Source organism: Cryptosporangium arvum DSM 44712 (assembly GCF_000585375.1).
GTDB classification, from domain to species: domain Bacteria; phylum Actinomycetota; class Actinomycetes; order Mycobacteriales; family Cryptosporangiaceae; genus Cryptosporangium; species Cryptosporangium arvum.
Window position 1 is genome coordinate 3,334,843 of sequence record NZ_KK073874.1, and the last position, 13,041, is coordinate 3,347,883.

Annotated in this window: 6 protein-coding genes; 4 read left to right on the plus strand and 2 right to left on the minus strand. The window is 68.1% G+C overall.

The features are described 5' to 3' along the window. Window positions 1-18 precede the first annotated feature (18 nt). Complete coding sequence (locus tag CRYAR_RS15510; protein WP_035851539.1) at window positions 19-4,641, minus strand: DEAD/DEAH box helicase; 4,623 nt, start codon at window positions 4,639-4,641, stop codon at window positions 19-21. Next, entirely contained in the window at window positions 4,638-8,096 is a 3,459-nt protein-coding gene (locus tag CRYAR_RS15515) for a hypothetical protein (protein ID WP_035851543.1), read from the minus strand. Before CRYAR_RS15515 ends, CRYAR_RS15510 begins: the two co-directional genes overlap by 4 nt. Before the next feature lie 116 nt (window positions 8,097-8,212). Here CRYAR_RS15515 and CRYAR_RS15520 point away from each other — a divergent pair, with 116 nt between their 5' ends. The 4 genes from CRYAR_RS15520 (at window position 8,213) to CRYAR_RS50165 (ending at window position 12,555) form a co-directional block, all read left to right on the plus strand. Beyond that, window positions 8,213-9,364, plus strand: a complete 1,152-nt coding sequence (locus tag CRYAR_RS15520) for a hypothetical protein (RefSeq protein ID WP_157017719.1) — start codon at window positions 8,213-8,215, stop codon at window positions 9,362-9,364. A gap of 479 nt (window positions 9,365-9,843) precedes the next feature. After that, window positions 9,844-11,685 carry a GmrSD restriction endonuclease domain-containing protein gene (locus CRYAR_RS15525; RefSeq protein ID WP_035851548.1) on the plus strand — a complete coding sequence of 614 codons (1,842 nt, stop codon included), beginning with the start codon at window positions 9,844-9,846 and terminating at the stop codon, window positions 11,683-11,685. Between the two features lie 258 nt (window positions 11,686-11,943). Further along, on the plus strand, window positions 11,944-12,396 hold the full coding sequence (locus CRYAR_RS15530) for a hypothetical protein (protein ID WP_035851551.1): 453 nt from the start codon (window positions 11,944-11,946) through the stop codon (window positions 12,394-12,396). A 36-nt stretch (window positions 12,397-12,432) separates the two neighbouring features. Beyond that, complete coding sequence (locus CRYAR_RS50165; protein WP_281174583.1) at window positions 12,433-12,555, plus strand: hypothetical protein; 123 nt, start codon at window positions 12,433-12,435, stop codon at window positions 12,553-12,555. The last annotated feature ends 486 nt before the right edge of the window (window positions 12,556-13,041 follow it).

Consider the following 13,041-nt stretch of genomic DNA (forward strand, 5'->3'; position numbering starts at 1 on the left):
GCTGGCCCGCCGCCTCTCTCAGCCGACCGTGACCAGCGGTTCGAGCACGGATAGCGCGCCCCGACGGGAGAGTTCGTCGTGGTAGCGCCGGTTGCGGTATGACCGGAGGCAGGCGTAGCACGAGGTCTCCGCGCCGCACTCGCACTCGGCGACCCGGTTGCGCGCGATGCGAAGGACCTGGCCGATGTGCTCGCCGATGCGCAGGACGTTGCCGGCGCCTCCGGGCACGGTGTCGAACAGCCCGATGTCGGGACGCCCGTCACTGCGCGGATCGAGAGAGCCGTCGACGTCGTCTCGTGCGATCCGCAGTAGCTCGGAGGCGCCCTCCAGGATCGCGTACAGCGCAGACCTCCATGCGGAGACCGGAAGCTGACCGGAGCCCGGCAGGTCGAGGGTGAGCAGGTCTGTCTGGAACCGGTGCGCGAGGGAGCGGAGCTCCAGCGTCCCGTCGCACTGGTCGGATCGACGGAGGTCGGGATGGGAACGCGGCAGTTTGCCGATGCCCTGCGGGGTGCCCCAGCCGCATCGACGACAGAGTAGCCAGCCGGCGCCCCGGACGCCGTCGGCCACCACGACCAGCGTCCCTCGCGGGCCGGAGAACACTGTGGCCTTGTCTCCCGACGGGAGGTCGACGATACGTTCCGTGCTCTCAGGCGATTGATCGACGATGTACGTGGCGCCGTGCCAGCTCCGCCGTGGTGGGCTGTCGGACGTCGAGGTGGTCGCTCGGTCCGCGATGAACCCGAACTCGGGCACCAGGTACTGGCGGGGCTTGCCCCGTCGATGCGTACCGCACAGATCGCAGACCGGGTCCAGCGGGGCCAGCGACTCGCGGTACGCCCCGCACACGGTGCACTCGTCGTAGTACTTGGACGGAAGTTCCCTGCCGGGAAGACGGTAGATTCCGGCCGACCGCAGCAGTTTGCCGCCGGCGACGATCTCCGCGCCGGGCGCGTATTCGTAGATCGCGCTGCTCAGGTCGCGGCTGAGCTCCAACTGGCTGCGCAGCTTCTGGTCTTGTAAGTACTGCGTCCGTAGCTCGACGCTGTCGACCGGGAAACCGTACTTCGGCAGAACGTTGCGGGTGGCGAGCATGCCGAGCAGGTTCCGGCCGGCCAGTGTCTTCACCACCTCCTGGCAGCGCCTGGCCAGGGTGTAGTTCCGCTCGGCGCCGGCCACACGCTCGAGATCGGTGAAGAATTCGACGTCGGTGGCCACCTCGACTCGCACGGCGTCCAGCAGGTCGAGGAGCCGTTCGATCCATTCGCCGGTGCCGACGCCGATTTCTCGTGCGACGTCGGCCGGCAGAATCCGGCCCAGGGCGTCCACGACCGGCTGGGGCGGGGGGGCGAGGTACCGGGCCACCAGATCGATAGCGCGTTTCCCGTCCGGTCCGGCGAGCACGAAGTCACCGATAGTCGACCACTCCAGCCCGTGCTGCTCCTTCGCCCAGCGGAAGAACGCCGCGAGGACCACCGAATGAGCGTGGCGACGATCGATCCGTTCGTTGGCCAGCGGGATGTACGGGGCGCGCACCTGGCCGGCGATCATCTGCTCCGGCCGGGCGAACTGTGAAAGATCGTGCGACTGGCGCTGCGCGTAGGTGACTACCAACGCGGCCGAGCTGGTCCGCCGACCGGCACGCCCGGCCCGCTGAACGTAGTTGGCCGTGGTCGGGGGCATGTTTCGAAGCATGACCGCTTGGAGATCACCGACGTCGACGCCGAGTTCGAAGGTCGTCGAGCATGACAGGACGTTCACCTCGCCCTGGATGAATTTGTGCTGGATCTCGGCGGCGACCGTGGAACGCCACTGCGCGGTGTGCTCCATCGCGTGGAGTGGTACGGGGTCCATCGAGCGGTAGAGAGTCCGATAGTGGTCATCGTCCTCATCGTCGGGTGACCACGCCTGGAGCGCGCCGCTGCACCCGAGCGCGGGACACACTTGCCGAACAGACGTTGGGGCAAGGCGGGCGCAACGGTCACAGCGGAACAACTCGGCCGCCGCCGAGATACGCAGCGCCGAGTGATCGACTTGGTGGACGACTCCGAGAGAGCGATCGGACATGGAACTCAGGGCACCGTCGCGCTGCGCCGCGAGCCACCGGAAGATCCCTGCGAGCAATTCGGCGGGGTCGGAGTCGGCGCCGGTGGCGGCCGCGATCTTGGTGAGGTAGTCGATACGGCGGTTGGTACTGCTAGCCGGTGACCAGGCCAGCACCTTGCGCTTCGCGTCTGGTCCCTTGCTGCGGACGTAGATCGGGCCAAGCCTCGGAGCGAAGATCTCGTCTCGCGGATCGACGTTCTCCGGCATCGTCAGCACACCCTGGCGTACCAGCCCGCGCAGCAGCTCCGCCACGACGTCCCGGGCTTCGGAGTCGGTCAGCCCCAATCCGGTCATGAGCGGCGCCGGCAGCGCGCCGCGACCCAGATCCAGGGCGAGCCGCATCATCCCGGTGCCTTCCAGCGACTGCCGGTCGTCGGTCGACACGAGCTCGGCCATCAACCATCGCAGCGCCTCCCGCGCCTTGCCCTGGCCAGTCATCCTCCGGGAGAAGAACCCGAAGCGGTCGGCTTCCTTGGCGAGGTGAAATGCCAGGTCGTCCACGCTGACCGGTTCGTCGTCGAACGACCGGGCGCGCCGGAGGCCGAGAACGATCAGGCGCCTCCACTGCAGCCGCTGGTAGGTGCGGTCGAGGTACGGGGCGAAGAATGCCGCCGCTTGCCTGCTGTCGTTGAACAACAGCAGCTTGCGGCCCTCCCCCGGGTAGTCGGCGTCGTCTCCCTCGGCGGGCGGAAGGCTCTGGTAGACCGCCGTCGTCAGGACGGCGGTGGCGGCGTCGGAGCCGGTCTCGAACAGACGGATGCTGTGCTCCCCGCGCGCACCGCACGTGACGCACCCACCAAGAGTGCCTGACCTCCTGGTGGCGAGCCGACGTGTCGCGGTGACGACGCCGGAACACCCGCTCCGACCGCAGCGGGTTCGAGGAGCGGAGTGCAGGGCGCCGCAGCGCAGGCACAGTCCGGACTCCTCGTCGGACAGTGCGGTACCTGAGCCGTCGTCGAGCGTCGCGTCGTCCTCGTCCTCTCCGGATCGCCCGGCGGCGAGGGCGAGCCAGACCGTGTTCGGATCGGTCGCCCGTCGAGGCCTGAGCCGCCCGTCGTCCTCCGTTCCGGCGAGATACACCTCCCCGCAGCGCCGGCACGAACCGAACTCGAACATCGCGTTCTCGCACTGGTCGCACACCGTGTGGCGGGCCAGCGAGACGTGGGGTGCCTCGGTGCCGAGACACAGGAACGCTCCCTCGGTGGCACGGGCAAAAAGGTGGTAACGGGCGGAGAGCACAGCCGATCCGTCCGGATGACGCATCGCCGCGGCGAGCCGCACCATGGCGTCCAAAACGTGTGAGGCATCGGCGACGTCAGCGAGGAGCTCCGCGAGGACGCTTCCGACGTCCTGTGGCCCACGGGCCAGGAGCTGCTGGAGCGACGCGAAGCGTTTCTCGTGCGCGAGCGCCGTCGCGGCATCCGGGGCGGCGAAGCCGGCCGACGCCGCGTACGCCACCAGCCGTGCGTCGGCGTCCGACGCGTCGAGCAGCTCCGCATAGGCGGCTGTCGGAAGCGGACCCCAGAACGAGCCCGCCGGCGCAGGCAGACGGGACGGCCGGATCAGGTCCTGCGCCGACTCGACACCGGGCACCCAATGAAACGGCGTACCGAACAGATCCGTAGCGAACCGGACGGCGGCTGCTGCGTCGTCGCCGACCGTGGCGGACGTGGCGATGTACTGCAGTTCTCGCTCCGGAGCGACCCGGTCGCGCAGCCGCCGTAGCAACATCGCCAGCTCCGCGCCACGGGCACCGTCGTAGACGTGAGCCTCGTCGACCACGACGAATCGCCACGTATCAGCGAAGGGGCCGGCGAACAGCTCGACGTCGGCCGGCCGGAGCAACAGGTACTCCAGCATCGCGTAGTTCGTGAGGAGGAGGTGCGGCGGACTCGCCCGCATCTCCTCCCGGCTCAGGAGTTCGTTGGGGAGCGGCTCCGCACCCGGGAAGCGGGCAAGGAACTCTTCCTGCGCGTCGGCCCGGCGCTGCCGCGTCTCGCCGATGTACCGGCCGAAAGTCACCTCCGGCGCGCCGGACAGCAGAGCGCGCAGGCGTTTCATCTGGTCGTTGGCGAGCGCGTTCATCGGGTACAGAAGGATTGCCCGTACTCCGGGCGTCAGTGGGCCCCTGGCTGCCTCGGAGGCGAGGGCGTTCAGGATCGGCAGGAGGAACGACTCGGTCTTTCCGGAACCGGTTCCGGTCGCGACCACGAGGTTGCGGCCCCAGGCCGCTTTGCGGACGGCCTGCTCCTGGTGGGCGTAGAGCGGCCTGTCCGGAGGCAGATGGGGGCCGGTGAAGGCACGAATTCCGGGCGCCAGCACGCCAGACGCGACCAGCTCGTCTATCGATGCGGCCTGCACGTAGGGCGGAGTGGCCTCCAGGAACGGGCCCTTGAGGAGATGCCCGCCGGCGATCTGCTGAGCGAGTGCCGACCGGATCGCGGGATCCCGTACCGGCTGCATGGAGGACAGATAGCGCCGGTAGGCGGCGCCCACGTGGTGGGCGGTCTCCAGCGGGTCGATCGTGGCGGTCACTGCGGGTCTCCAGACCGTGGGGAGGGAACGGCGCGAGGAGCGCGCCAGCTACCGGGAGGGCGGGGCACGGGTCGAGCGGAGAGTTCGGACCTCTTCCGGACGCGGAGGGCCTCGGCCAGAACGAGATCGAGGGCGACCAGGTCAGGCGCTACTTGCGCGAGCGCTACCCACAGCGGCCGATGCCGCTCGGCGAGGCGACCGGCGTCTCGGTCGCCACTCCCGGCCGCTCGTGCGGTCAGCGCCGCTCCCAGTGAGAAGGCGGGCAGCCCCCGCCATCCGTCCATCCGCTCGGCCGGGAGCCGCGCACGGAGCGCCTCGAGCGGAGCCGGGTCGCCGGTGCGGGTCGAGAAGAAAGCCTTGATCTCGCGGACGAGCCGCGTCACGCCATGCAGGTGGGAGGCCAGTGGCGCGGCGCCCCGCGCGTCGAACAGGGCCAGAGCCGCTTCGGCCCGGGTGTCGGTATCGAGTAGACCACGGGGGACCAGTGCGACCGCGCGACGCAGCTGTCGGAGCTGCTCGGGGCTGAAATGGGCCATCTGTTCCTCGGACGCACCGGGCCTGCCGGTCGCGGCGGAAGGATCTCCCGCGCCACTCAGGACCGATTCGAGCCCTGCGCCGCACCGTTCCCGAGCGGCATGCCGCAACTCGAGCACTTCGCCGCCCTCCACGCCGGCCGATCCCACCAGCCGGCGGCCGGACAGCAGAGCCGCAGCCGGCGGCAGTGACGTCCACGCGGCGGCGACTGCGAGAAGGTCGTCGGTCTCCACGGCCGCCGACGGCAGACCAGAGCGGATCAACGCGACGATCTTCGCTTCCCGCTCGAACTCGGCGCTCACCAGCGCAAGGAGACTCGAGCCGGGGCGCGCGGAGAGCACGACGCCGATCTGCTCGGCCGCGGCGGCCAGCCGGTGCCGCGGAACGAGATCGGGCAGTAACACGAGAGCCGTCCAGAACAATTCCGGGCGCGTGGTGGCCGAGGGCAACTCGGACGCTCCGCCCAGGAAGGCCGCCAGGGTCCGCTCGTCGTCGTCACCCTCGGGGTGCCCAACACCGGCGAGCGTGAAGGTGTCGTCGCCCGGGCGCGGCCAGGACGGCCATCCGTCTGGTGCCCAAGGATCGTCGATCCGGACCACGACCCGGAGCGGCCCGCAGGTCGCCAGCCGCGGCGGCAAATCGACTTGCCCGTCGCGGACAGGTAGCGGCGTCACACCCCACCAGGGAGCGAGTGGGGCATAGACACCGGCTGTCAGCCCGACGCCCGCAGCGAACCGTCCGAAACGCAAGACCCCTCCCTCGCGGGTGAGGTCGTCAGCCAGTCGGCGGGGCCGAACGAGTGCGCAGAGGCTGACGGTGGTGGGCTCCGTGAGCCCGTCGGGACTGAACTCGAGTCGCAGATGCCCGTGGCGTCCCACCGTGTCGCCGAGCTCGGCGAGCGCGAACCGGGCGGTGCCTCCGCGTAGCGGGCCTTTCGGCGCGAGCGTCTGGAGGATCTCGCCGCTCACGGCCCGGGCGAGCAGCACGGGACCGGTGGCGTCGGGGCCGACCGTGACCAGCAGGCTTCCCGGCTGTCCGGTCATGTCCTCGGCGACCAGGTCGAGTGGGCTCGTGCGCCAGCGAACCGTCAGCCGACCGTGATCGTGTGCGACGGCCATGTGTGCCGGAGTGATCGACAGAGTCGCCGAGGCTCCGGGCGCGTGCGCGGAGACCTGGGCGCTGGTCTCGTCGGCGGGCAGCCTGAGTCTGGCCGGGCTGACCGTCAGGCCCCGAGCACCCTCGACGCGGACGTCGACAGGAACCAGGCCGCTCCTGGTCATCAGTCGCCGCGACGGCGATGCCGTCATCGAGAGGTCCTCGGCGATGGTGACGACCCGGCGTGCGCTCCGTCCGAGCGGTCCCCGGACGTGGATGACGAACGTGCCGAGCACCGGGCGAGGCAGCCGATGCCAGATCACGTTGGGATCGTCGCCACCCGATGTCGTCACATGAGCGAGGGGCACGTCCCCGTCGTCGCTCCTGACCTCGATCTCCCAGATCAGCGACTCGGCGCCGGGCGGTAGCACGATCGTGGGAAGGGAACGGTGGACCGGCCCCCCGGAAGCCGACCGAACCCCTCGGACAGAAGGTCCCACCTGGATCTGGGCTGCCGCGGTCGTCGCTACCGACCAGCGACGAGCACGATCACGCAGCCCGAGCGCCTGGACGTCGGTCAGGTCGAGGTACCGCAACCGCCAGCCGAACCAGCCGTACGGCAGCGGCGCTTCGGCGATCGAACGAGCGTCGCCCTCGACGAGCAGAACGTCCGTCTGGCCCTCCTCCGGGTGGAGGATCCACACGTCTGAGCGGGGTAGCGGAACCGTCGCGGAGAGCCGTCGGCCGTCCGAGTCGAACGCCAGCATCGGCCACGACCGATCAACTATCGGCAACTGGTAACTGAGCGACGAGTCGCCGAGCGTGATCATCAAGTCGCTCACCGGCCTGGACAGCGAATAGTCCGTGGGTGCCGCGACCGCTCCACCTTCTGTTGACCGAACGGTCTCGTTCGTGTCCTCGGTGGTCAGATGCCACAGCGCCGCACGGCCCAGGTCGTTCAGCGGAGGCAGGCGCAGAACCACCCCTTCGCCATACGGATCGAGAATGACGCGCGGGCGCCGTCCGGCATCCGAGCGAGAGGGGCGCCGGTCGCCGGATTCTGGGCGGTCCGCCGTCTCCCACCACTGCCGGGCCTGGACGCCGAACCGGGCAGGCAACAGCGTGGTCGAATCGTCCAGTCCGTCCACTAGCCGGTCGAGCAGGTCGTACACGCGGTCGACGAGGTCAACCGCGTAGCTCCCGCCGAAACGAAGGAAGCGTCCGACAGGAACGTCCACGTCGGCGAGTCGATCGATGGCAGCGCGTTGGGCAGCCCAGTCGACGAACTCCTCCGGGGACACGTGCGCGATCCGGCGGCGTTCGGCCACGAGACCGAAGAAGTCGGGAAGGCAGTAGTCGGGGATCCCGGTATGCATCAAGATCCGCGTCAAATAGGGGAATGCGCCCTGCTCGACCAACTCGTCGAAGGTCGGCAGCCCGAGACGGCGAAGCGCCTCGATGAACGCCAGGCTCCAGCAGGCCCGGTCCTCGGTGTCACCGCGATAGCCAACAGCCTCCCAAAACGCCGGCCAGAACGTCCCCCGGCGGTATCCGGTGATCGCGAAGCCGGCCGTGCCGACGACGAGCGCGTGTCGATACCGCAGCAGGTACTCGGTCGGGTCGATGCCCTTGACCCGCCGATTGCGGTAGAGCTTGCCCAGGGCACGAAGGATCTCGGTGCACTGAGCGGGATCCGGTTCGGCCTCACAGACCAGGGAGACCGCGCTCAACCGCGGGGACCACTGCGCGTCCCGGATCTCCAACAGCTCCTGCGCGCCGACTCGTCGCGGCGTCGCGCCGATCGAACTGGTGCCCCCACCATCCATCGAACTTCCCCTCCGAAGGCGCACGTCACGAAGGTGCGCTCAGCAGAACGCTCTAGAATGGAGTGAACTGGTGCCAGCGTCAAGAGTTGTTCTTGCGGGTCGGGGGCGCAGGTGTGATGATCTCGAGCAGCTTTCTGGCACGGCTCGCGCGGAGGCCCGGGATCCTGCTTCGCGCGGAGCGGCTCGTGTGTTCGCGAGGTCCGGACTCCGTCCAGTGGCAGGTCACCACGTCGCCGGAACTCACCCTCTCCCGTCTTGACGGTCCGCCGATCAAGGTGGTCATCCTGCAGCACCCCGAATACGGACCGTGCCCGCCGGGAGTCGTGACCTTCCACGTGGGTAGCGAGGACTCCGACTCGGTGTGGCCGCCGTACTCCAAGCGTGCACAGCAGCAGGCGGCGGAGGCCTATGCGGCATACGGCGGTGATCCTGCTGAGCTCGTGACCACCGTCTTCGCCGATCCGCTCACGTTGGTGTCGGAGTTCTTGCGCGACCCGGATCTGACCCGCTGGAGACGGAGAGCCCGGGCGCTGGTCGCAGGGGCAGCTACCGTTCCGCTCGCCACTGCTGGCACACGAGGTACCGCGGCCGACTCCGTGCGGGGCGCTTTGGCCGATCGATGGTCTGCCGAGTCGTACCCGCACGGACCCGGAGGCGATCGGCGGCCACTGCGCGGGGTCGTCCACGTGTTCCGAACAGTCGATGCGTCCGGCGTTGCACTCGTGCTGATCGTTGACGACGCGGAGCCAGAGGAGTGGACCGCGATCGCTGTTCTCGGCAGGGAAGCCGGTCGTGCTGCCCGAAACGCCTGGCTCCACTGGTCGGACCTGCTTCAGTTCCTCACCACGCCGGGTCGCGCGGAGGGCGTCTCGCTGAACGCCGAGGACCTCGACCCATTCGAGGTCGAGCGGCTCGCTGTTCTCGGAGGCGGCCAGAAGCGGACGTCGGCCTGGGATCGCGAGATAACGCCGTATCTAGACGAAAGCGACACAGCCTTGGTGCGGCTGGCCGGGTTTCTCGCACGCCACGGTGCGCAGACTCCGGTCTTTGGCTACGAGCTGGGGGAGAGCGGTTGGCCAGCGGACTTCGCCTGGCCGGCGGAAGACATCCGCATCGCCGTCCTTCCGGAGCCGGACGGAGACGATGACGAGGAGACCCGTCGGGGCGGCGAGGCGTATGTCGCCGCTGGCTGGCGGGCGCAGACCGCCAGTGAGTGGTGCGAGCAGATTGACGCGCTGCTGGCAGCGGTACCACGGGCTTCTGCCTGAACCAGGCCCGGCCTGCTCAAGTTTGCCTGTGCACGGTTGCCGGGCTCAAGCCGCTGAGTTGCATCTTTCGCCCAGGTCGTCATGTGCGGAGGCCGTCAGCTAACCAGTTGGTGAAGACGCGTCGGCGATGGTGCTGGCTGACCTACGTGGGTGAAGAGAGCCTGGCCGAGACCGGTGGTGCCCTGGGTGGGCGCGGCTGCTCGGTCGTGTACTGGATGGCGGTGTTGACCCAGCTCACGTCAAGAGTGTCGGATGTGGATGCCTGTCCTGCCTCTTGCTCCGCAATTGATACCAAGAGCGCGGTTCGGGAGCTGCCGCTGATTTCTCGCGGTGGACTCAAATTGGGTGGCGCGATCTCCGCGACCCACAAGCACCGGGGAGCCGCATCGAGCGTCGATCGGCATCACGCTTAAGCGTCGACTCGCGTAACCTTCGGTGATCGTCCGACTGCTTGGAAGATCGCTCGAGGGGGAAGCCTGGTGGGATTCTTGACGCCGATGTACGAGCTGGGCGAGTACCTCGCCTGGACACGGTCGGGCGAGATTCAGTTGCCGGACTTCCAGCGCGGCTACAAGTGGGAAGACGAGCGCATTCGTCAGCTCCTGATCACGGTGCTGCGCGGACACCCGCTGGGCGCGGTGATGCTCCTGAAGACCGGTAACTCGCAGGTGCGTTTCAAACCTCGGCGGTTGGAAGGTGTCGAGCTTCCGGCCGGAACCGAGGCGAAGTTCCTTCTCCTGGACGGCCAGCAGCGTCTGACGTCGCTGACGCAGGCGTTGAGCGGTGACGGGCTCGTCGCGACGAAGGACAGCCGGGGCAAGTTGTTCAACCGCCGCTATCTCGTGCACATGCCAACGGCGCTGGCCGATCCCAACCGGGTCGATGAGGCCGTCATCTCGGTCCCGGCGGATGGCGTTGTTCGCACGAATTTCGGCAAGGACGTCGTTCTAGACCTCGGCGATCACGACAAGCAGCGCGCGCAGGGATACTTCCCGCTGCACCTGCTGTACGGCGACTACATGAGCTGGATTCTTGAGCTGGACGATCGAGCGCTGGGGAAAACCTTCCACGAGCAGTTCATCAAACCGGCCGCGACGTATGACATTCCGGCCATCGTGCTCGACGAGAAGACCGACAAGGCTGCCGTCGCGACTGTGTTCGAGAAGGTCAACATCGGCGGACTCCCACTCAACGTGTTCGAACTACTCACGGCGGTCTTCGCCGGCGACGCCGACCACTACGCGCGGACGAAGGAGGACTTTCGGCTCAACGACGACTGGCGCGACACCCAGCTGAAGTGGTCGTCCTCGCCAGTGCTCGGCGTCGTGGAGAACACCGACTTTCTGCAGGCTGTCACGATGTTGACCACCCGCAAACGCAACCTCGCGGACGCCTCGGATCGTCCGCCGGCGATCTCGGCGAAGCGTGAGGACGTTCTGAAGCTCACGCTGGCGGACTATCTCGAGTGGCGGGACCCGCTGCGCGAGGCGTTCGTCTGGGCCGCGACGTTTCTCGCCGACCGGCACATCTTCGTGCCTCGGGACGTCCCCTACGCCAAGCAGCTGGTACCGCTCGCCGCGATCAAGGTGGTGCTGGGCAAGGACGCAGACCTGATCGGCGTCAGCGAGCGCTTGACCCGCTGGTACTGGTGCGGCGTGATGGGTGAGCTCTACGGATCGGCGATCGAGACGCGCTTCGCCCGGGACATCGAGATGGTGCCGGCCTGGGCGCTGGACGGGTCGGCCGTGCTGCCGCGGACGGTTGCGGATGCCAGTTTCACCGAGTCTCGGCTGCATTCTCTGCGGACCCGCAACGCGGCTGCCTACAAGGGAATCGCCGCAATGATCCTGGCCGTTGGGGCGCGGGACTGGATGGAAGACAAGGCTCTCGACAAAATGCAATACGTCGACCTGGCGGTCGATATCCATCACGTCTTCCCGCAGAAGTGGTGCTACGACCACGGAGTCGACGATGAGCACCGCGAGAGCATCGTCAACAAGACGACGATCAGCGCGCGGACCAACCGGGCCATCGGTGGCACCGCCCCCTCGATCTACCTGCAAACCATCCAGACTCGCGCCCAGATCGATCGCGCGAAGCTCGACGAGTTGCTGCGGACGCATCTCGTCCCGGCGGATCTGCTCGGAGCCGACGATTTCGACGGCTACTTCGCGGCGCGACGAGAGTCGCTGTGCCGACTGGTGGAGGCTGCGATCGGCAAGACGGTCCAACGGGATGTCGGGGAAGGTGAGGCGGGGGAGGACTCCGCCCACTTCGAGCCTGAGGAGCTGCGCAGTGAACTGATCGACGAGACCGACTGACGCGACCACCCGCTGCTGTACGACGTGGATGGCGCGCCCTGATGCCGACCCCAGAGCACGGTCGCTGACGGCTCGTGGTCAAGTTCGCTGCCTGCTGGGGACGATGAAAAATCCAGGTCTGAATGAATCTGGGGGCGTTGGCTGCTGGCTTATTCAGCGCGGGCGAGGTGCGGCGGCGAGGATTGGCTGAGTCCGACCACACGTATCCGACGCTGGTCAAGCGTCAGGCTGTCACCTATACGGGGAACGCTGGAGGCGGTGCGGCGGTTGTACGAGCAGCCGGCGGGTCTCGTCGCTGCCCGGCTCCTGTTGACGCAGTTGGTAGCGAGCGGCACCTTTCCCCACCGGGAGAGTTATGAGCCGGAAGAGGTCGCCGCGGCGTGGGCGGTCTCCGAGCTCAGCAGTCGCGGAGCACGCGCAGCAGCGGGCCGTGGGTTCGACCGTCCGTACCGGGGCAAGCCGGCCGACGCGGTGTACCCGGAACTCATCCCGGCAGGCGGGGCAGCCCGCGCCGCGGCGGTCGCCGAGCACGACGCACTATGTCGCCAGCTCCGTGATCATCTCGCTGCTGGCGGCATCGCGTCCGGCGAGTTGTTCGACGTGGCGGTGGATCTCACCTGGTGCGATCGGGCGGGTGGCAAGGTGATCGCCGAGATCAAGAGTTGCCTGGCCGGGATGAACGCCGATCGGCTACTGCTGGGCCTGGGGTAAGTCCTCGACTACCGGCAGCGCCTCGCCACACGGGAGGTGACGGCGAAAGCGGTGCTGCTGGTGTCGCGGATCCAGGACCCGATGTGGTTCGACATCTGCGCCAGCGTCGACGTGACATTGCTCGCCGGGGACGACGAGAAGGCCTGGCAGTTGACCTGAACCACGTGCCCGTCAGCCCGGCCCTTCTTTGTCAGCGCCGCGAGGGTACTTACGGACTCTGGGGTGGGCGACCCGTGGTCTCCGAAACAGGTGAAGCGTCCGGGGATGATTCCCTCGCAGTCGGGGTAGCGAGGTTCGCGGCGGCGAGGTGCGATCGTCGGGTCGTCACCGTTGAGTCATTCCCGTGGCGCTGCCGACGGCGCGGCTACCCGCGTCGATACCGGTCGCGGGCCGCAGAGAGTTCGATGTTGCACGCCAACGGCACCACGAGGCCGAGCGGCAGCAGGGGAGCGGCGGCTATCGACTTGTCGGGCGGAATCCGTTGGCTGGATGCGTCGGCCTTGACGGAATGGCCATCGCTCGTAGGATCGAGCGCATGCATACACACATTTGGTGTGTATGCCGTGCGTGGGGGTTCAACTCCCCCCTCTGAGTTGGAGCCCCACAAGTTCTCGTGAGAGTTCGCGGGTGAACTCTCGGGACGGA